This window comes from Lysobacter sp. DMC104 (assembly GCF_056313665.1).
Map to the genome: position 1 here is coordinate 113206 of NZ_JBQUZW010000007.1, position 23210 is coordinate 136415.

Annotated in this window: 1 protein-coding gene; it reads left to right on the forward strand. The window is 71.9% G+C overall.

The genetic code is table 11. From position 1 onward, the window contains the following. The first annotated feature begins 2 nt into the window (after positions 1–2). Complete coding sequence (locus ACT53R_RS10725) at positions 3–23210, forward strand: non-ribosomal peptide synthase/polyketide synthase (protein ID WP_476171864.1); 23208 nt, start codon at positions 3–5, stop codon at positions 23208–23210.

The following is a 23210-nucleotide window of genomic DNA, read 5'->3' on the forward strand; positions in this document are numbered from 1 at the left end:
CCATGAGCGACCTGCCTTCCATTCAAGCGCCCCGTCCCGCCGAAACCGCGCGCAAGCGGCTGCTGCAGAAGTTGCTGCGCGGCCAGGGCCTGGTCGCCGACGGCATCCCGCGCGCCGACCGTTCGGCGCCGCTGCCGTTGTCGTTCGCGCAGCAGCGGCTGTGGTTCCTGGATCGCCTGGATCCGGGCAGCAACCTCTACAACATCCCGCTGATGCTGGAGCTGGAAGGCGACGTCGACGCGCAGGCGATCCACGACAGCCTGCTGCAACTGGTGGAACGGCACGACGCCCTGCGTACCACGATCGACGCGGCCGGCGGCGAGCCGGCGCAGCGCGTGCATGACGACGCGCGCCTGCCGTGGGCGCTGCACGACCTGCGCGATCGCCCCGACGCCGTGCAGGCCGCGCGTGCGTTGGCCGAGGACATCGCGCTGTCGCCGTTCGACCTGCAAGCCGGTCCGCTGCTGCGCGCCGCGCTGGTGCGCTACACCGACCGGCACGCGATCCTCGTGCTGTCGCTGCACCACATCGTTGCCGACGGCTGGTCGCTGGGCGTGCTGATGCGCGAGTTCGCGATGCACTACGGCGCGCGCACCGGCGGCATCCCCGCGGTGCCGCCGGCGCAGGTGCCGCTGCAGTATCCCGATTACGCCGCGTGGCAGCGCAATCGACTGGACGAGGCGGCGATCGCGCCGCTGCTGGCGTACTGGACGCAGCAGCTGTCGCCGCTGCCCGATCCGCTGGCGATGCCGTCCGACCCCGCGCCGGCCGGTACGCTGGAGCATGCCGGCGGCCGCGTCGCGCTCGCGCTCGATGGCCCGCGCCTGCAGGCGTTGCGCGATCTCGCGCACCGCGAACGCTGCACGCTGTTCGTGGCGCTGCTGGCCGCGTGGGCGGTGGCGCTGCATCGTTTCTCGGGGCAGACCGATCTCGTGATCGGCGCGCCCGTCGCCGGCCGCAACCGCGCCGACATGTCCGGCTGCGTCGGCCTGTTCGTCAACACGCTGGCGCTGCGCTGCGCGGTGGACGGCGATCGCTCGTTCGTGCAGTTGCTCGCCGACCTGCGCCAGTCCACGCAGGACGGCCTCGCGCATGCGGAGCTGCCGTTCGAGCGCCTCGTGCAGACGCTGGCGCCGGATCGCTCCGGCGGCCAAACGCCGCTGTTCCAGGTCGCGTTCGACTACATCAACACCGACCTGCAGGACATCACCCTGCCGGGCCTCAAGCTGCGGCCGCTGGACCTGGAGCGCCCGCCGGCGAAGTTCGACCTCACCCTGGTGATCGGCGAATATCCCGGCGGCGTCAGCGCCGGCATCGAATACGACGCCGGCCGTTTCGGTGCTGCGCGCATGCAGACGCTGGCACGCGCGTTCGAGCGCCTCGTCGACGGTCTCGTCGCGCATCCCGATGCACCGCTCGGCGACGCGCCGCTGATGTCGCCGGCCGAACGCCGTCGCGCACTCGTCGAATGGAACGACACCGCGCGGCCGCCGCTGGGGCAGGACACGCTGGTGTCGATCGTGCAGGCCCACGCCGCGCGCACGCCGGAGGCGCCCGCGCTGGAAGCGCCCGGCCTGTGCCTGAGCTACGGCGAACTGAACAAGCGCGCCAACCGCCTCGCCCACCGCCTGCGTGCGCTGGGCGTGGGTCTGGATGCGACCATCGGCGTGTGCATGCCGCGCAGTGGTGAAGCCATCGTCGCGCTGCTCGCGGCACTGAAGGCCGGTGCGGCGTACATGCCGCTGGATCCCGCGTTCCCTGAAAGCCGTCTCGCGTTCATGTGCGAGGACGCGGCGCCCGCGGCGGTGCTCACCATCGGCCGACTCCGCGACATCCTGCCGCCGCTGGACGTGCCCGTGCTGTGCCTCGACGACGCCGATGCCTTCGACGGCGACGAGGACGGCGACCTGCCGCTCGCGCCGCTGCCGGACAACGTCGCCTACATCGTCTTCACCTCCGGTTCCACCGGCCGCCCAAAGGGCGTGATGGTGACCCACCGCGGCTGTGTGCGCCTCGTGCGCGCGCCCGAGTACATGACGCTGGATGCGCGCAGTCGCGTGTTGCAGCAGTCCACCACCACGTTCGATGCGGCGACCTTCGAGATCTGGTCGGCGCTGGTCGCGGGCGGTTGCCTCGTCGTCGCGCCGCCGCAGAGCCTCGCGCCGCACGAACTGCAGGCGCTGGTGATCGAACAGCGCATCAACGTGCTGTTCCTGACCACGGCGCTGTTCAACCACGTCGTCGATGCCGCGCCCGACCTGCTCGAGCACGTGCCGCACGTGTTGTTCGGCGGCGAGGCCGCATCGGCGCCGCACGTGGCCCAGGCGCTGCGTCGCGTCGTGCCCGGCGGCCTCGTGCAGGCCTACGGCCCCAGCGAAGTCACCAGCTTCACCACCTGCCACGTGGTGCGCGACACCGTCGGCGGCGTGGCGATCGGCAAGCCGGTCGCGCACACGCAGTGCTACGTCCTCGACGCACGCATGCAGCCGGTACCGCCGGGCGTGCCCGGCGAGCTGTACATCGGCGGCGCGGGCCTTGCGCGCGGCTACCTGCGCCGCAGCGCGCTGACCGCCGAACGCTTCCTGCCCGATCCCTTCGGTGCGCCCGGTGCGCGCATGTACCGCAGCGGCGACGTCGTCTGCCAGCGCGCGGACGGCACGCTCGACTTCGTCGGCCGTGTCGACCACCAGGTCAAGATCCGCGGCTTCCGCATCGAGCTGGGCGAGATCGAGGCGGCGCTGCGCGCGCTGCCGGAGGTCGTCGACGCGCGCGTGATCTGCCGCGAGGACGTGCCGGGCGAACGACGCCTGGCCGCCTACGTGGTGCCGCGCGACGCTGCCGTCACGACCGCTGCGCTGCGCGAGACGCTGCGCGCCGACATGCCGGAATTCATGGTGCCCGGTCTGTGGGCACTGCTGCCGGCGCTGCCGATGACGGTGTCGGGCAAGGTCGACCTGCGCGCGTTGCCGGCGATCGATGGCGACGCCGCGGGCGAACACGCCTACGAGGCGCCGCGCGACGACACCGAACGCATGCTCGCCGACATCTGGCGCCAGGTGCTGGGCGTCGAGCGGGTCAGCATCCGCGACAACTTCTTCGACATCGGTGGCCACTCGCTGGCCGCGATGCAGGTCGCGACCCGCGTCACCCAGGTGTTCGCGATCGACCTGCCGCTGCGCACGCTGTTCGATGCGGTGTCGCTGGCCGACCTCGCGCTGTCGATCGGTCGCCTGCGCGCCGTCGGCGCGCCGGTGGATGCGGCCTCGATCCGTCCCGCGCCGGAACGCGAGCATCACCCGCTGTCGCACGCGCAGAAGCGGCTGTGGTTCCTCGCGCAGATGGAACCGGACAACCCGTTCTACAACATTCCCTGGGCGATCGAGCTGGACGGCCGGCTCGACCTGCCTGCGTTCGAGCGCGCGCTCGCCGCCTCGGTGCAGCGCCACGATGCGCTGCGCACGGTGTTCGTCCATCACGACGGCCAGGCGCGCCAGCGCGTGCTGGCCACGCTCGACGTGCCGGTGCGCACCGTCGATCTGTCCGGCTTCTCGCCCGAGGAAGCGCGCGCGCACGGCGAGGCGCTGGCCGCCGCCGAGGCGCGCACCGGCTTCGATCTGGTCGACGGCCCGCTGCTGCGTTGCACGGTGGCGCACCTGCCGGGCGACCGCGACCTGATGCTGCTCACGGTCCACCACATCGTCGCCGACGGCTGGTCGATGGGCGTGATGATGGAGGAAATGAACCGTGTCTACGTCGCCGGCAACGCCGACGTGCTCGGTCCGCCGACGCTGCGCTACATCGACTACACGCAGTGGCAGAACGAATTGCTGGCCGGTGAACCGCACCGCGTGCAGCAGGATTACTGGCTCAACCAGCTCGGCGGCACGCTGCCGCAGCTGGACCTGCCGTCGCGCCGCGTGCGCCCGGCCGTGCAGAGCTACCGCGGCCGCACCCTGCGCCGCCGTTTCGACGCCGCCGAGACCGCGGCGCTGCACCAGCTCGCGCGTCGCCACCAGTCGACGCTGTTCATCACGTTGATGGCGGCATTCAAGTCGCTGCTGTGCCGACTCACCGGCGAGACCGACCTCATCGTCGGCACGCCGATCGCCGGTCGCCGCGATCCCGCGCTGGAGAAGCTGGTCGGCTTCTTCGTCAACACGCTCGCGCTGCGCACCTCGCTGGACGGCGATCCGACCTTCGGCGAAGTGCTGGGCCGCGTGCGCGACACCGCGCTGACGGCGTGGGCGCACCAGGATTATCCGTTCGACCAGTTGGTCGAGAAGCTCAACCCGCCGCGCGACCTCGGTCGCCAACCGATCTTCACCGTGCTGCTGACCGTGCAGAACGAAATCGAGGCGTTGGCGCGCGACGCCCGTTTCGCCGGGATGGCGGCGAAGGCGTGGACCCACGTCACCAACTTCGCCAAGTTCGACCTGTCGGTGTTCGTCACCGAGGATCGCGACGGCCTGTCGGTGCACCTGGAATACGCGACCGACCTGTTCGACGAGGACGAGATCGACGCGCTGTTCGCGCAGCTGCGCCACGTGGTGTCCGCGGTCGCCGCCGACACCCGGCTGCGGCTGAGCGAAGTGCCGCTGCTGAGCGCGGAACAGTCCGCGGCGATGGTGGCGCTGAGCCCGGCGCGGACGTGGCCCGCGATCACGGGCACGCTGCACGGCGAGTTCGAGGCCATCGCCGAGCGTCACGCCGACCGCGTCGCGGTGTGGGACGAGCGCGGCGAATGGACCTATGCCGAGCTGCGCGACCGCTCGCGCCGCGTCGCGAACGCGCTGCGCGCCCGCGGCGTGGGCCCGGAAGTGCCGGTCGCCCTGTGCATGGATCGCAGTGCCGACCTGGTCGCCGCCGTGCTCGGCGTGCTGCAGGCCGGTGGCGTGTACGTGCCGCTGGATCCGGCGTATCCCGACGATCGCCTGGTCTATTCCGTCGAGGACGCGCGGCCGCTGGTCGTGCTTGCCGACGGCGAGCAGACGCAGCGCCTGCAGGCGCTGGTCGACACGCCGGTGCAGGCGCTGGCCGACCTGCTGGCCGATGCGGCCGCGGACGCCGCGTGGATGCCGGTGGCGGGCATGGACCCGGCGCAGGCCGCGTACGTGATCTACACCTCCGGTTCGACCGGCAAGCCCAAGGGCGTCGTGGTGACGCACGGCAACGTGCTGCGCCTGATGCAGGTGACGCGCGAAGGCTTCGACTTCGGCCCGGACGATGCGTGGACGCTGTTCCACTCCTACGCGTTCGACTTCTCGGTGTGGGAAATCTGGGGCGCGCTGCTCTACGGCGGCAAGCTCGTGGTCGTGCCGTACATGGTCTCGCGCAGCCCGCAGGCGTTCCGGCGCCTGCTGATCGACCAGCGCGTGACCGTGCTGAACCAGACACCGTCGGCGTTCCAGCAGCTGGTCGCCGCCGACGCGGAGGAAACCGACGACGCGCTGCACGGCGTGCTGCGCTACGTCGTCTTCGGCGGCGAAGCGCTGAACGTCGGCGCGCTGGCGCCGTGGTGGAACCGCCACGGCCGCACGCGTCCGCAGCTGGTCAACATGTACGGCATCACCGAGACCACGGTGCACGTGACGTACGAAGCGCTGGGCGGCGAGCAGGCCTCGCTGGGCAGCATCGGCCGCGCGCTGGGCGACCTGCGCGTGTACGTGCTCGACGACGCGCTGCAGCCGGTGCCGATGGGCGTGGCCGGTGAACTGTGCGTGTCAGGCGCGGGCCTCGCCCGCGGCTACCTCGGCAAACCGGGTCTGACCGCGAGCCGCTTCGTGCCCGATCCGCATGGCGACGTGCCCGGCGCGCGCATGTACCGCTCCGGCGACCTCGCGCGCTGGAAGCCGGACGGCAGCCTCGAATACCTCGGCCGCATGGACCACCAGGTCAAGGTCCGCGGCTTCCGCATCGAACTCGGCGAAATCGAGGCCGCGCTGCTCACGCACGAGCAGGTGCGCGAGGCCGCGGTGGTGGTGCAGCCGGACGAGTCGGGCGGCCGCCTCGTGGCCTACGTCGCCAGCGCGCAGGAAGCGGTGCAGGACGACGCGCCGAGCGAAGCCGACACCCAGCTCGAACAGTGGCAGGCGGTGTTCGAACACGCCTACGGCCAGGAATCCGAAGCCGCCGAGGCGGCCGAAGGACAGGATGACGGCAGCGATGACGGCGACTTCAACATCGTCGGCTGGACCCGGCGCGTCGACGGCACGCCGATCCCGGCCGAGGAAATGCGGCAGTGGCTGGAAGGCACCGTGCGTCGCCTGCAGGCGATCGGCGCGGGCCGCGTGCTCGAACTCGGCAGTGGCACCGGCATGCTGCTGCTGCGCCTGGCGCCCGGCTGCGAACGCTACGTCGGCCTCGATTTCTCGCAGGAATCGCTGCGCTACGTCGGCACGCAGCTGCGCCGCCGCGGTTTGAACGACGTGCGCCTGCTGCAGCGTGCGGCGCACCAGATCGACGACCTCGAACAGGACTACGAGCTCGTCGTCCTGAACTCGGTGGCGCAGTACTTCCCCAGCCCCGCGTATTTCCGCGACGTGGTGAAGGCGGCGCTGCGCCGCCTGCAGCCGGGCGGGCGCCTGTTCCTCGGCGACCTGCGCAACCTCGCGGTGGAGCCGGCGTTCGCCGCCGGCCTGTCGCTGCAGCGCGCCGGTGCCGGCAGTACCGCGGTCGAACTGCGCCACGCGGCGCAGAGCGAGGAAGCGCTGGACGCCGAGTTGCTGCTCGATCCGGCCGCGATCGTGTGGCAGGTCCGGCGCTGGGCGCAGGACATCGGCCTCGCGGTCGACCTCGTGCAGGTGATGCCGCGCGAAGGCGAGGCGCACAACGAACTCAGCGGCTACCGCTACGACGTCGTGGTGCAGAAGGCCGCGTCGGACGCGGCCGATGCCGCCGTTGAAGCGGCACCTCTCGCGTGGGCGTCGTGGCAGGACGGCTGGACCCTCGATCGCCTGCGTGATGCGCTGCAGGCGCTGGCGCAGGACGACGCGTCGCAGGCCGTGCTCGCACTGGACGGCGTGCCGAACGCGCGCATCAGTGCGGATGCGCACGTTGCGGAATGGCTGCGGGAACTCACCGGCTGGCGTACCGCCGGCGAACTGCGCGCGCGACTCGGGCAGCTCGATCCGCACACCGCCATCGACCCGCATGCGTTGCAGATGCTGGCCGAGGGTGTCGGCCTCGCGTTCGAGATGAGCTGGGCGCAGGGTGCCGCCGACGGTCGCTTGCGCGTGCTGTTCGCGAAGCCGGGTGCCATCGACGCTGCGATGCGCCGTGTGCTGCACGCACCCGCGCCGGAAGGCCGTGAGCGCCCGTGGTCGAGCCAGCCGCCGCAGGCGCAGCGTCGCCGCGAGCTGCCGCAGACCCTGCGCGAACACCTGCAGAAGGCACTGCCGTCGCACATGGTGCCGTCGGCCTACGTGTGGGTGCCGAAACTGCCGCTGACCGGCAACGGCAAGCTCGACCGCAAGGCGCTGCCGCCGGTGCCGGCGTACCGCGTCGAACAGACCGTCGCGTACGAAGCGCCGCAGGACGAGGCGCAGCAGCGCATGGCCGGCATCTGGGCCGAAGTGCTGGGCCTCGCCCGCGTCGGTGCGAAGGACAACTTCTTCGAACTCGGTGGGCACTCGCTGCTCGCCACCCAGGTCGCGTCGCGCGTGCAGAAGACGTTCGGCGTCGAGATGCCGCTGCGCCAGTTGTTCGAGCATCCGACCGTCGCCGGGCTGTGCGAACGCCTGCAGACGCTGCAGGCCACGCAGGGCAGGGCGCAGGCCATCGCGCGCCTGCCCGAGCGCTCGCACTACGCGCTGTCGCACGCGCAGCAGCGCATGTGGCTTCTGGCGCAACTCGAACCGGAAAGCAGCGAATACCACATGGTGGTCACGCTGGCGCTGGAAGGCGCGCTGTGCGTCGACGTGCTGCAGGCCAGCCTCGATGCGCTGCTGCAGCGGCACGAAGCGCTGCGCACCGTGTTCGAGATCGTCGACGGCGAACCGATGCAGCGCATCCTGCCGGCCAGTTCCTGGCCGATCGCGCACGACGACCTGAGCGGTGTCGACGCCGCGGCGCGCGACGCCGCGCTGCTCGCGGCCGCGCGTGCCGAAGCACAGCGTCCGTTCGACCTCGCGACCGATCTGCCCTGCCGCGGCCGCCTGCTGCGGCTCGACGACCGGCACGCGATGCTGGTGCTGGTGCTGCACCACATCGTCTCCGACGGCTGGTCGATGGACCTGCTGTCCACCGAACTGGCGCAGGTCTACCGCGCGCTGGCCGAAGGCCGCGATCCGGCGCTGCCGGCGCCGGTCGTGCGCTACATCGACGTGGCCGCGTGGCAGAACGCGCGCCTCTGCGACGGCCTGCGCGAGCAGCAGCGCTACTGGCTGCAGGCGCTGGCCGAGCTGCCGCCGCCGCTGGACCTGCCGGCCGACCGTGCGCGTCCCGCGCGCCGCAGCGGTCGCGGCGCCACCGTGACCCGCCGCGTCGGCGACGCGCAGGCCGAGGCGCTGCGCGCGCTGGCGAAGGCGCACGACGCCACGCTCTACGCGACGCTGCTGGCCGCGTTCCAGGTGCTGCTGTCGCGCCTGTCGGGCGCGAACGACATCGTGCTGGGCACGCCGATCGCCAACCGCCACCACCTCGACGTCGAAGGCGTGGTCGGTTTCTTCGTCAACACGCTGGTGCTGCGTGCGAAGCCGCAGGCGGACCAGCGCTTCGATGCGTGGCTGCGCCAGGTGCAGGCCGACGTGCTGCGCGCCATCGCCCACCAGGACTATCCGTTCGACCAGTTGGTCGAGCAGTTGCAGCCCGAGCGCGACCTCTCGCGCACGCCGCTGTTCCAGGTGATGTTCGCCGTACGCAACCAGGGCGTCGAGCCGCCGGTCGTCGATCTCGGCGACGTGCGCGCGCGCGGCGTGCCGCTGCTCGACAACGAGCAGGCGCGCTTCGACCTCAGCGCCACCGTCCGCGACGGCGGCGACGCGATGCACGTCGAGTTCGAATACAGCCTCGACCTGTTCGACGCCGCGACCATCGAGGCGTGGCTGGACCTGTACCTGCGCGTGCTCGACCAGGCCGGTGCCGCGCCGCAGCGCGCGCTGGCGGAACTGGTCGCGCCGGTCGATCTCGCCGCATGGCGCGCGTCGGGCGAAGGCCCGGCCGCCGTGCCGCTGGCGCAGCGCACGCTCGACGCGGCGTGGGTGGCGCAGGCATTGCGCACGCCGCAGGCTCCAGCGCTGAGCGACGGCACGATCACGCTGACCTACGCCGACGCCCTGCGTCGCAGCAGCGCGATCGCGCACGGCCTGCGTGCCTCCGGCGCCAAGGCCGGACAGGTCGTCGCCGTCGCCGGTGCGCGTTCGATCGACACCGTGCTGGCCTATCTCGGCGTGCTGCAGTCCGGCGCGTCGTTCGTCTATCTCGATCCGGCGCTGCCGCTGGCGCGCATGCAGCAGATGCTGCACGACACCGCGGCGGTGCAGGTGCTGCTGACCGGCGCGGCGACGCTGCCGGACGACGCGCCGGCGGCGCGATCGCTGGCGGAGGTCGAGGCCGCGGGCGCGGCGCAGGCCGCGACCGGCGATGCGCCGACGCATGCGCTCGCCGAAGGTGTGGCGCACGTGATCTACACCTCCGGTTCCACCGGCCGTCCGAAGGGCGTGCTGGTCGGCCATCGCAACGTGCTGCGCCTCGCCGTGCAGACGCGCGAACTCGAAGTCCGACCGGCGCAGCGCGTGCTGCAGGCGGCGACGCTGTCGTTCGACGCCTCCACCTTCGAGATCTGGAACGCGCTGCTGCGCGGCGCCGAACTCGTGGTCGCGACGGACGATGCGGTCGGCGATCCCGAGCGCCTGGCGGCGTTCATCGCCGAACAGCGCATCGACGTGGCCTGGCTGACGTCGTCGCTGTTCAACGCGATCGTCGATCTCGATCCGTCGAAGCTCTCCGGCCTGTCGCGCCTGCTGGCCGGCGGCGAGGCGCTGTCGGTCGCGCACATCGCCCGCGCGCTCGACGTGCTGGGCCCGGGCCGGCTGGTCAACGGCTACGGCCCGACCGAGAACACCACGTTCTCGACCACGCATCTCATCGACGCGATCATGCCGGGCCAGTCCTCGGTGCCGATCGGTCGGCCTTTGCAGGACAGCAGCGCGCGCGTGCTCGATGCCTTCGGCCAGCCCGTGCCGCCGGGCGTGCCCGGCGAGCTGTACGTCGGCGGCGACGGTGTCGCCTTCGGCTACCTCGGCCAGCCGGCGATGACCGCCGAACGCTTCCTGCCCGATCCGTGGTCCACGCGTCCCGGTGCGCGGCTTTACCGCACCGGCGACCGTGTGCGCCAGCGCGCCGACGGCACCATCGAATACCTCGGCCGCAACGACACGCAGCTGAAGATCCGCGGTTTCCGCATCGAGCCGGGCGAGATCGAGGCCGCGCTCGCGGCGCATCCGCTGGTCGGCGCGGCTGCGGTGATCGCGCCGCGCGGCCCCGACGGCATGCCGCGGCTGGTCGCCTACGCCAGTGCGCCCGACGGCGTCCGCGACGGGCTGTCGCCGCTGCTGCGCGCGCACCTGCGCGAACGTCTGCCGGAGTACATGCTGCCGGCGCAGATCGTCGTGCTCGACGCGCTGCCGCTCACCCGCAACGGCAAGCTCGACGTCGCCGCGCTGCCGGCGCCGGTCGACGAGGCCGCGGGTGCCGACGCGCGGCCGTCCACGCCGCTGCAGCAGGTCGTCGCCGCGGTGTGGTCTGACGTGCTCGGCGTCGCCATCGGCACGCTCGGTCTGCACGACGACTTCTTCGAACGTGGCGGCCATTCGCTGCTCGCCGCGCAGGTGGTGTCGCGCCTGCGCGCCGAACTGGCGGTGGAACTGCCGCTGCGCACGCTGTTCGAGGCGCCGACGATCGCCGAACTGTCCGCCGCGCTCGAACCCGCGCTCGCGCAGGGCGACGCGGCCGCCGTCGCGCCGCCGGTCGTCGCGCAGCATCGCGACGGGCCGGCGCCGCTGTCGCTGTTCCAGCAGCGGTTCTGGTTCCTCGATCGCGCGGGCCAGCCGTATCGCGCCTCGCTGGCGCTGCAGTTGAACGGCGATCTCGACGTCGCCGCATTCGAGCAGGCGCTGGCCGAGGTGGTACGCCGCCACGAAGTGCTGCGCAGCTGCTTCCCGGACGACGACGGCCGGCCGATGCAGCATGTGTTGCCGCTGGACGAAGCGTTGCCGCTGCCGCTCGCGCTGACCGACCTGTCGACGCTGCCGCAGGCGGAGGCCGAGGCCGCATTGCAACGCCTCGTCACCGAGGAAGCGCAGCGGCCGATCGATCTCGCCCGCGGCCCGGTGCTGCGCGCGGTGCTGGTGCGCAGCGCCGCCGATCGCCACACGCTGCTGCTGACGCTGCACCACATCGTCTACGACGCGTGGTCGCTGGGCATCCTGATGCGCGAACTCGACGCCGGCTATCGCGCCGCGCGCCAGGGCCAGCCTTCGCCGTTGGCGCCGCTGCCGGTGCAATACGCCGATTTCGCCGCGTGGCAGCATCAGCGCCTGCAGGGCGCGTCGTTGCAGGGCCTGCTGGCCTGGTGGCGCGACAAGCTGCACGATGTGCCGCAGGCGTTGAATCTGCCGGCCGACCGCCCGCGCCCGACCACGCTGGCGCAGGAAGGCCACACGCTGGAATGCCCGCTGCCCGACGCCCTGACCGACGGGCTGAATGCACTGGCGCGCCGTACCGGCAGCACGCTGTTCATGACGATGCTGGCCGCGTTCGACGCGCTGCTGCATCGCGTCTGCCGCCAGGACGACCTGTGCGTCGGCACGCTGGCCGCGGACCGCAGCCGCATCGAGGTCGAACCGCTGATCGGCATGTTCGTCAACGTGCTGGCGCTGCGCTCGCGGTTCACCGCGGGGCAGAGCTTCGAATCCCTGCTGCGCCAGACCCGGCGCGAGGTGCTGGAGGCGTTCGCGCACCAGGACCTGCCGTTCGAGACGCTGCTGGAGCAGCCGTTCGTGCAGCGAGTGTCCGGCCAGTCGCCGCTGTTCCAGGCGATGTTCGTGCTGGAGAACGAAGGCCTGCTCGGTCTGGGCGAAACCGCATCCGACGGTCTCGACTTCATCCCGGCCGCCGGCGACGTGCACCACGCGCGCTGCGACCTCACGCTCAACGTACGCGAGCGCGACGGCAAGCTGTGCAGCTATTTCGAATACGACACCCGCCTGTTCGACCAGAGCAGCATCGAGCGCCTGATGGCGCAGTGGCTGACGCTGCTGCACGGCATCGTCGCCGCGCCGCAGGCCGCGCTCGACGCGCTGCCGCTGCCGGGCGAGGCCGAACTCGCGCTGCTGCGTGAATTCAGCCCGGCGTACGTCGTCGAGCCGATCACCGGCACGCTGCACGGCCGCTTCGCGCAGGCCGCGCAGGCGTATCCGCAGGCCGTGGCGGTGTGGGACCAGGGTCGCACGCTGACCTACGCCGAACTCGACGCGCAGTCCGACCATCTCGCGCGCCTGCTGCGCACGCACGGCGTCGGTCCGGAAGTGCCGGTCGCGCTGTGCCTGGAACGCAGCCTCGACATGGTCGTGGCGGTGCTCGGCGTGCTGAAGGCCGGCGGCGCCTACGTGCCGCTGGACCCGGCGTATCCGGCCGAACGCCTCGCGTACACCGTCGAGGACGCGCGCCCCGCCGTCGTGATCGCGCACGCCGCGCTCAGTGAGCGCATGCAGGCGTTGACCGACGTGCCGGTGCTGGAGCTCGAAGCGTTGCTTGCGCAGCCGGCGCCCGCCGATGCACCGGCGCTGCCGGTCGACATGCCGTCCGCGCATGCGGCCTACGTGATCTACACCTCCGGCTCCACCGGCAAGCCCAAGGGCGTGACGGTGACGCACGCCAACGTGTTGCGCCTGTTCGACGCGACCCGCAGCGGCTTCGACTTCGACCATCGCGACGTGTGGACGCTGTTCCACTCGTATGCGTTCGACTTCTCCGTGTGGGAAATCTGGGGCCCGCTTCTGTTCGGCGGTCGCCTCGTGGTGGTCCCGTACCTGCTGTCGCGTTCGCCGGACGCCTTCCGCCGGCTGCTGATCGAACAGCGCGTGACCGTGCTGAACCAGACGCCGTCGGCGTTCCAGCAACTGGTCGCGGCCGATGCGCAGGCGAACGACGGCGTCGACGCGCTGGCGCTGCGCTACGTCGTGTTCGGCGGCGAAGCGCTGAACGTCGGCTCGCTGGCGCCGTGGTTCCGCCGCCACGGTCACCGCAAGCCGCTGCTGGTCAACATGTACGGCATCACCGAGACCACGGTGCATGTCACCTACGAAGCGCTGCACGAGGAAGGCGCGTCGCTCGGCACCATCGGCCGCGCGATCGACGACCTGCGCTGCTACGTGCTCGACGCGCACCAGCGTCCGCTGCCGGTCGGCGTGCCGGGCGAACTGTGCGTCGCCGGTGCCGGCCTCGCGCGCGGCTACCTGCGGCGTCCGGGCCTGACCGCGGAACGCTTCGTGCCCGATCCGTTCGCGACGCAGCCCGGCCAGCGCATGTACCGCTCCGGCGACCTTGCGCGCTGGCGCCCGGATGGCAGCCTCGAATACCTCGGTCGCATCGACCATCAGGTGAAGGTGCGCGGTTTCCGCATCGAACTGGGCGAGATCGAGGCGGCGCTGCTCGAACACGCGCAAGTGCACGAAGCCGCGGTGGTGGTGCAGCCGGATGCGTCCGGTGGCCGCCTCGTCGCTTACGTCGCCAGCCCCGATGAGGCGCCGGCGCAGGACAGCGCGCCGGACCTGCAGCAGCAACTGCAGCAGTGGCGCTCGGTGTTCGAACACACCTACGCCGACGAGGAGACGCCGTCGACCGACGCGCCGGACATCGAAGACGCCGGCGACTTCAACATCGTCGGCTGGACCTGTCGTCTCGACGGCTCGCCGATCCCCGCCGACGAGATGCGCGAGTGGGTCGACGGCACCGTCGCCCGCCTGCGCGCGCTGCGTCCGCGCCGCGTGCTGGAACTCGGCAGCGGTACCGGCATGCTGCTGCTGCGGCTGGCGCCGGAATGCGAGCACTACCTCGGCACCGACTTCTCACCGACGTCGCTGGCCTACGTGCGCCGCCAGCTCGATGCGCGCGGCGAGGCATTGCCGGGCGTGGAATTGCTGCAGCGCGCCGCGCACGAGATCGACGATCTCGCGCAGGACTTCGACCTGGTGATCCTCAACTCGGTCGCGCAGTATTTCCCGAGCGCGGACTACTTCCGCCACGTGGTCGCGGTGGCGCTGCGCCGGCTCGCGCCGCGCGGCACGCTGTTCCTCGGTGACCTGCGCAGCCTGCCGCTGCTGCCGGCGTTCGCCGCGGGGCTGGCGATGCAGCGTGCGACGCCGGCAATGCCGGCCTCGGCGCTGCGCCATGCCGCGCACAGCGAGGCCGCGCACGACGGCGAACTGCTGCTCGATCCGGCTGCGCTGACCCGTCAGGTGCATGCGTGGGCGGGCGAACTCGGGCTCGAACTCGCCGCGGTGTCCGCGCTGCCGCGCGATGGTCGCGCGCACAACGAACTGAGCGGTTACCGCTTCGACCTCGTGCTGACGCGCGCGGGCGGCGACACGCTCGCGCCGGCGACGATCGCGTGGCACGACTGGCAGGCCGAAGGCTGGACGCCGGCGCGCCTGCGCGAACGCCTGCAGGCGCTGGCGGCGGGCGAGGGCGTGCTCGCCCTGCGCGACGTGCCGAACGCGCGCACGGCCGCCGATGCGCTCACCGCGCAGTGGCTGCGCCAGCCGCCGTCGGCGGCGTGGCGCACGGCCGGCGAACTGCGGCCGCTGCTCGACGCGGCGCTGCCGGCGGTCGTCGACCCGCACGCGCTGCACACGCTGGCGGAGGAATTCGGCCTGCAATTCGAGATGAGCTGGATCGACGGCGCCGCCGATGGCCGCTTCCGTGCGGTGTTCGCGACCGCGAACCAGCCGATGGCGTCGCTGCGCGCGGCGCTGCATGCGCTGCCTGACGACGCGCCCGCGCAGCCGTGGGCCAGCCATCCGCAGCAGGCCCTGCTGCGGCGTCGCCTGCCGGTGCTGCTGCGCGAACATCTCCAGCAGCATCTGCCCGAGCACATGGTGCCGTCGGCCTACGTGTGGATGCCGCGCCTGCCGCTGACCGGCAACGGCAAGCTCGATCGCCAGGCGCTGCCGCCGCCGCCGACCGAACGCATCGAACTGGCCGATCGCTACGAAGCGCCGCAGACCGAAACGCAGCAGCGCATGGCCGCGATCTGGGCCGAGGTGCTGGGCGTCTCGCGCGTCGGCATCCACGACAACTTCTTCGAACTCGGCGGCCACTCGCTGCTGGCGACGCAGGTCGCGGCCCGCGCGCACAAGGCGTTCGGCGTCGACGTGCCGCTGCGTGCGCTGTTCGAGCATCCGACCATCGCCGCGCTGTGCCAGCACCTGGAATCGTTCCAGGTCGACGACGCTGCTGTGTCGCCGCTGCGTCCGCAGCCGCGCACCGGCGACGAACTGCCGATGTCGTTCGCGCAGCAGCGCCTGTGGTTCCTCGATCGCCTCGACCCGGGCAGCAGCGTCTACAACATCCCGCTGGCCATGCACGTGCGCGGCCATCTGGACGTCGACGCGCTGCAGCGCACGCTCGATGCCATCGTCCGTCGCCACGAAGTGCTGCGCACCTGCTTCGGCGAACGCGACGACCAGCCGGTGCAGCGCGTGCTGCCGGCGGCGCCGGCCGAACTGCGCGTCACGACGCTGCCGCCGGACCAGGCCCGCGCCGCGGCCGAAGCGTTCGCGCAGGAACCGTTCGATCTCTCGCGCGGTCCGCTGCTGCGCACGTTGCTGGTGCGCACCGGCGACGGCGAGGCACTGCTGGCGTTCTCGATGCACCACATCGTCGGCGACGGCTGGTCGATCGGCGTGCTGGTGAAGGAAATGGCCGCGCTGTATCCGGGCTTCCTCGCCGGCCACGAAACCCCGCTGCCGCCGTTGCCGGTGCAATACGCCGACTTCGCGGTGTGGCAGCGCAAGTGGCTGGAAGGCCCGGAACTGCAGCGGCAGCTCGGCTACTGGCGCGATGCCTTGCACGCACCGCTGCCGGTGCTCGATCTGCCGACCGACTTCGCGCGCCCGCCGCGTCCGAGCCATCGCGGCGGCCACGTGCCGATCGTGTTCGGCGCCGACACCATCGCCTCACTGCGCGCACTCGCGCAGCGCGAAGGCTGCACGCCTTACATGGTGCTGTTCGCCGCGTTCTCGGTGCTGCTGGCGCGCCACGCCGGTCAGGACGACCTGGTCATCGGTACGCCGGTGGCGAACCGTCGCCAGGCCGAGGTCGAGCCGCTGGTCGGCTTCTTCGTCAACACGCTGCCGGTGCGCATCGACCTGTCGGGTCGGCCGAGCTTCCGCGACCTGCTGCGCCGCGCCCGCGATGTCAGCCTCGGCGCGCAGGCGCACCAGGACCTGCCGTTCGAGCGCCTGGTCGAGGAACTGCAGCCGGTGCGCGACCCCGGTCGCTCGCCGCTGTTCCAGGCCGGTTTCGACTACATCAATACCGCGCAGCAGGCGCTGGAACTTCCCGGCATCACGCTGTCGGCAGTCGAGACCGAGCACACGACGTCGAAGTTCGACCTCTCGCTGCTGATCGGCGAGCACGCCGACGGACTGTTCTCCGAGCTGGAATACAGCGCCGACCTGTTCCGCCGCGACACCGTCGAACGCATGGGGCAGCGCTTCGTGCGCCTGCTCGACGCCGCGCTGCGCGCGCCGGTGACGGCGATCGACGCACTGCCGCTGTCTTCGGACGACGAGATCGCACTGACGCTCTGCGACTGGAACGATGCCGCCGACGCGCAGCCGGTGCCGAACGTGGTCGAGCGCTTCGAGGCCATCGCCGCGCGCGATCCTGCGCATCCGGCGCTGCGTTTCGGTCGCGACGTCATCGACTACGGCACGCTGAACGCCCGCGCGAATCGCCTCGCGCATGCGCTGATCGCGCTCGGCGTCGGCACCGAGGACCGCGTCGCGCTGTGCCTGGAACGCGGCTTCGACGTCCCGACGGCGATGCTGGCCGTGCTCAAGGCCGGCGCCGCCTACCTGCCGCTGGATCCGGGCTATCCGGCCGAGCGCATCGCGTACATGCTCGATGACGCGCGTCCGCGCGTGGTGCTGGCGCGTCGCGCGCAGGCTGCGCTGCTGGCGCAGGTGCCCGATGGCACGGTCGTGCTGTGGTTGGACGACGCGTCCATCGAAGCGCATGCCGACACGCAGGCCGACGCCAACCCGCAGCGCCGCATCACGCCGCAGGATCTGGCGTACGTCATCTACACGTCGGGGTCGACCGGCAAGCCCAAGGGCACGCTGCTCACGCATGCGGGCCTGGCGAACCTGTCGCAGGCGCAGCAGCGGCTGTTCGGCATCACGCCGCAGGATCGCGTGCTGCAGTTCGCGTCGATCAACTTCGACGCGTCGACCTGGGAAACCGCGATGGCGCTGGCCAACGGCGCGACGCTGTGCCTGGCCACGACCGACGACCTGCGCCCCGGCGCGCCGCTGACCCGCACGTTGCGCGACCACGGCGTCACCGTGGCCACGCTGCCGCCGGTCGCGGTGAACCTGCTGTCGCCCGACGACCTGCCGACGCTGCGCACGCTGGTCGTGGCCGGCGAAGCCTGCCCGCCGGGCATGGCGCAGCGCTGGTCGCAAGGCGGTCGCACGTTCTTCAACGCCTATGGCCCCACCGAGACCACGGTCTGCGCGTCGGCGTACCGCTGCCGCGGCGACGAGCCCGCCTCGCCGCCGATCGGTCGCGCCATCGCCGGCATGCGCCTGTACGTCGTCGATGCAGCACTGCGTCCGCAGCCGCTCGGCGTGCCGGGCGAACTGTGCGTGGCCGGCATCGGCCTGGCGCGCGGTTATGCCGGACGCGCGGGTCTGACCGCCGATCGCTTCGTGCCCGAACCGTTCTCCGGCACGGCCGGCGCGCGCATGTACCGTACCGGCGACCTCGTGCGCTGGACCGCGGACGGGCAGCTGGAATTCCTCGGCCGCATCGACCACCAGGTCAAGATCCGCGGCGCCCGCGTCGAACTGGGCGAAGTGGAAGCCGCGCTGCACGCGCAGCCGGGCGTCCGCGAGGCGCTGGTGCTGGCGCATGGCCGCACCACCGACGAACGCAGCCTCATCGGCTACGTCGTCGCGGCCGCGGACGGCGTCGCGCCGCTGCCGAACGACCTGCGCCAGGCGCTGCGCGCCTCGCTGCCGGAGTTCATGGTGCCGGCGCAGGTCATCGTGCTGGAGGCCTGGCCGCTCACCGCCAACGGCAAGATCGATCGCGCGCGCCTGCCGGTGCCGGGCGACGTCGATACCGGTACGTCGTTCGTCGCCCCGCGCGACGAGCCCGAACGCCTGCTCGCGGCGATCTGGCAGCAGGTGCTGCGTCGCGAACAGGTCGGCGTCGACGACAACTTCTTCGACCTCGGCGGCCACTCGCTGGCGGCGATGCACATGGCGGCGCGCGTGACCCAGGCCTTCGGCGTGGAACTGCCGCTGCGCGAGGTCTTCGAGGCGCCGACGCTGGCCGCGCTCGCGCGCGCCATCGGCACCGCGCGCGGCGATGCCGTGCGTTTCGACGCCGGCAGCCTGCCGCGCGTACCCGACGGCGAGGAGCGCCCGCTGTCGCACGCGCAGCGCCGGCTGTGGTTCCTCACCCGCATGGAGCCGGGCAATCCGTTCTACAACCTGCCGGCGGCGATGCTGCTGGACGGTCGCATCGACACGGATCGCCTGCACGCCGCGCTGCAGACGCTGATCGATCGCCATGCCGCGCTGCGCACGGTGTTCCGCGAAGTCGATGGCCACCCGCGCCAGCGCGTGCTGCCGCAGGCGACGGCCGACCTGCCCGTGGTCGACCTCACGTCGCTGCCGGTCGATCAGGCCGTGGCGCAGGCGCGCGAACTCGCGCGTCGCGAGGCCGAGGCGCCGTTCGACCTCGCGCGCGGGCCGCTGCTGCGCGGCCTGGTCGCGAAGCTGCCGGACGGTCGCGATGCGCTGATGGTGACGATGCACCACATCGTCGCCGATGGCTGGTCGATGAATGCGCTGGTGGGCGAGCTGAGTGCGCTGCTCGCCGGCACGCCGCTGCCGACCGCGGTGCCGCTGAAGTACATCGAGGTCGCGCAGTGGCAGAACGCGCTGCTCGAAGGCGAGGCGCTGCAGCGCCAGCGCGACTACTGGTGCACGCAGCTGGGCGGCGAACTGGTGCCGCTGGAACTGCCCGCCGATCGTGCGCGTCCGCCGGTGCTGAGCTATCGCGGCGACACCCGCGGCCGGCGTCTGCCGCCGGCGCTGGCGACCGCGCTGCGCAGTCTGGCGCGTGCGCACAACGCGACGCTGTTCATGGCGCTGCTGGCCGCGTACAAGGCGCTGCTTGCGCGCCTCGGCGGGCAGGCGGACATCGTGGTCGGCACGCCGATTGCTGGTCGCCGCGATCCGGCGCTGGAAGCGGTGGTCGGCTTCTTCGTCAACACGCTGGTGCTGCGCACGCAGGTGGACCGGGCGTCGGGCTTCGCCGACCTGCTGGGCCGCGTGCGCGAGACGGCGCTCGGTGCGTGGTCGCATGCCGACTATCCGTTTGACATGCTGGTCGAAGACCTGAACCCGCCGCGCGAGATGGGCCGGCATCCGGTGTTCAACGTCTTCTTCACCCTGCAGAACGAGATGGAGCGCGCGGCCGACGGCAGCGGCTTTGCCGGTTACGGCACGCAGGCGCTGTCGGAGGCGCCGCCGTTCGCGAAGTTCGACCTGTCGATGTTCGTCAGCGAAGTCGACGACACCCTGCTGGTGCAACTGGAGTACAGCACCGACCTGTTCGATGCCTCGCGCATCGACCGCATGCTCGCGCAGTTCGAGCGCCTGCTGGAAGCAGCGGTCGCCGATCCGGCACGGTCGCTCGATCGCGTCGGCCTGCTCGGCGCCGACGAATACCGGCGGTGGGTCGGCGAGTTCAACGCGCGCGCCGATCGCGAACCGCCGCTGGGCGGCGTGCACCGGCTGGTCGAGGCGATGGCAGCCCGCGATCCGGACCGCATCGCGGTGATCGACGGCGATGTCGTCGTGACCCGCAGCGATCTCGATGCCCGTGCCGATCGCCTGGCCGCGCAGCTGCGCAGCCGCGGCGTGCGTCGCGAGACCTGCGTCGCGCTGCTGATGGACCGTTCCATCGCCGCGGTCGTGGCGATGCTCGCGGTACTGAAGGCCGGTGCGACCTACGTGCCGCTGGATCCGGACTACCCGGCCGCGCGCCTGGAGCTGATCCTCGGCGATACCGCCGCGCCGTGCCTGCTCACGGTGCATGCGCACGCGGCGCAGGCCTATGCGTTGGCCGAGCAGGTGCCGTCGGTGCGCCAGGTGCTGGAGCTGCACGGCGACGGGCGCTGCGCCGAGACCGTGGAGGCATCCGCCTTCGCGCACGGCCACGACGCGCTGCCGTGCCAGGCGGCCTACGTGATGTACACCTCGGGCTCCACCGGCACGCCGAAGGGCGTGGTGGTGACGCATCGCGGCATCGCGCGCCTCGTGCACGACCCGCACTTCGTCGAACTCGACGACACCGACACGGTGCTGCAACTGGCGCCGCTGGGCTTCGACGCATCGACGCTCGAGATCTGGGGCGCGCTCTGCAACGGCGCGCAACTGGTGCTCGCGCCGGGCGGCACGCTGTCGCTGGAAGCCATCGGCGAGCAGTTGCGCAAACACCGGGTGTCGGTGCTGTGGCTCACCGCGGCGCTGTTCCAGCAAATGGTCGAGCACCGCGTCGGCGACCTCGCCGGCGTGCGCGAACTGCTGGCCGGTGGCGATGCGCTGCCGCTGCGCCAGGTGCGTCGTTTCCTCGAAGCCTGCCCGGGCAATCGCCTGATCAACGGCTACGGCCCGACCGAGAACACCACGTTCTCCACGACGCATCCGCTGACGATGGTCGACGTGCAGGCCGGCGCGGTGCCGATCGGTCGGCCGATCGACGGCTCCAGCGCCTACGTGCTGGACGACGCCGGCCAGCCACAGCCGGTCGGCGTGCCCGGCCAGCTGTACGTCGGCGGCGCCGGTCTCGCGCGCGGCTACCTCGGACGTCCGGGCCTCACTGCCGAACGTTTCGTGCCGCATCCGTATCCGCGCCAGCCGGGCGAGCGCCTGTACGCGACCGGCGACATCGTGCGCCTGCGCGAGGACGGCACGCTCGAGTTCATCGGTCGCGCCGACGGGCAGGTCAAGGTCCGCGGCCATCGCATCGAACTCGGCGAGATCGAAGCGGTGCTCGCGCGGCATCCGGCGGTGCGCGAAACCGCGGTGCTCGCGCGCCGCAGCGGCGAGCAGGGCGAACGCCAGCTCGTGGCCTACGTCGCGGCCGAGCCGCCGCTGTCGGCCGACGCCGTGCGCGAGTTCCTGCGTGCGTCGCTGCCCGATTACCTCGTGCCGACGCGCGTGGTGTCGCTCGAACGGCTGCCGATGACCCGCAACGGCAAGGTCGATCGCAATGCGCTGCCGGCGCCGGACGACGCCGCACCCGCGCGCGATCGGCCGCTCGCCGGCGCGCGCAACGACGCCGAGCGCGCGCTGGTGCAGGCGTGGCAGTCGGCGCTGGGCAAGGCCGAGGTCGGGATCGACGACAACTTCTTTGATCTCGGCGGCGACTCCATCCTCAGCCTGCAGATCGTCGCGCGCCTGCACGACCAGGGCTGGCACGCCAGCCCGCGCCTGCTGTTCCTGCACCAGACCATCGCCGAACTCGCGCCGCACCTGGAGCGTCGCGGCGGTGCCGATCCGGCGCAGCCGGTCAGCGGCGACGTCGCGCTCACGCCGATCCAGCACTGGTTCTTCGGTCACGGCTTCGCCGTGCCCGGCCACTGGAACCACGCGGTGCTGCTGGCGCACGCCGGTGCGTTCGATGCCGACGTCCTGCGCGAGGCGCTGCAGGCGCTGCTCGAACACCACGACGCGCTGCGCCTGGGCTATCGCGCCGAGGGTGGACGCTGGGCGCAGTACAACGCGCCGCCGGGGGCGCCGGTCGCCTTCGAGGTCGTGGACCTGTCGGCGCACGCCGATGCCGCGGCCGCGCTCGCGCAGGGCATCGAACGCATCCAGTCGGCCGACGCTCTCGACGGTCCGCTGATGCGCGTCGGCCTGTTCCGCCTGCCGGACGGCAGCGAGCGCCTGCTGGTGGTGGTGCATCACCTCGCGATCGACGCGGTGTCGTGGCCGATCCTGCTGCAGGATCTCGCGACGGCCTATGCGCAGTTGCAGTCCGGTGCGCCGATGACGCTGCCGTCGCGCACGACGTCGTATCAGGCGTGGGCTGCGCGACTCGTCGAACTGGCCGAGGCCGGGCACTGGGATGCTGAGCGCGAGCACTGGCGTCGCATCGCGATCGCCGCAGCGCAGCCGAAGCCGTTCACCGCGACCGAACTCGACCCGGCGACGTCGGGCGATGCGGTCGAGTGGCACGGCACGCTGTCGGCCGACGTCACCGCCACCCTGCAGGACGCGTCGCGCCAGCAGCGCGGCACGCAGGTGCAGGCGCTGCTGCTCACCGGCCTGATGCGGGCGCTGCGGCGCTGGCGCGGCGCCGATGCGCTGGTGGTCGACATCGAAGGCCACGGTCGCGAAACCGACCTGCCGGGCTTCGAAGGCCTCGACCTTTCGCGCACGGTCGGCTGGTTCACCGCACTGTATCCGGTGGCGCTGGCGTTGCCCGCACACGGCGACACCGGCGACGACCTCGCGCAGGTGAAGACCGCGCTGCGCGACGTGCCGAATCGCGGCCTCGGCTGGGGCGCGCTGCGCCACCTCGCCGCCGATCCGGTCATCGCCAGTGCGCCGACGCCGCTGCTGTGCTTCAACCATCTCGGCCAGCACAACAGTGCGACGGGCGAGGGCGAAGCCGCGCTCGGCCCGGCGCCGGAACCGGTGGGCACGCTGATGGCGGCGCCCAACCGGCGCACGCACGCGCTGACGCTGACCACGCGGATCGAGGACGGCGTGCTGCAACTGCATCTGTCCTACGCGCAGGGTCGCTTCGACGCGGGCGACATCGCCGCGTTCGGCGCGCTGCTGGGTGAGGAACTGCAGCGCGTCGCCGAGCACGCCGCCAACCCGGACAACGCCCGCCTCGACGCGGCCGACATGGACCTCCTGCACCTGTCGCAGGACGAGCTGGACAACCTTTTCGACTGA

What these genes read in the sequence shown, in the direction of transcription:
- ACT53R_RS10725 (WP_476171864.1), top strand. Translation starts at nt 3, where the DNA reads ATGAGCGACCTGCCTTCCATTCAAGCGCCCCGTCCCGCCGAAACCGCG.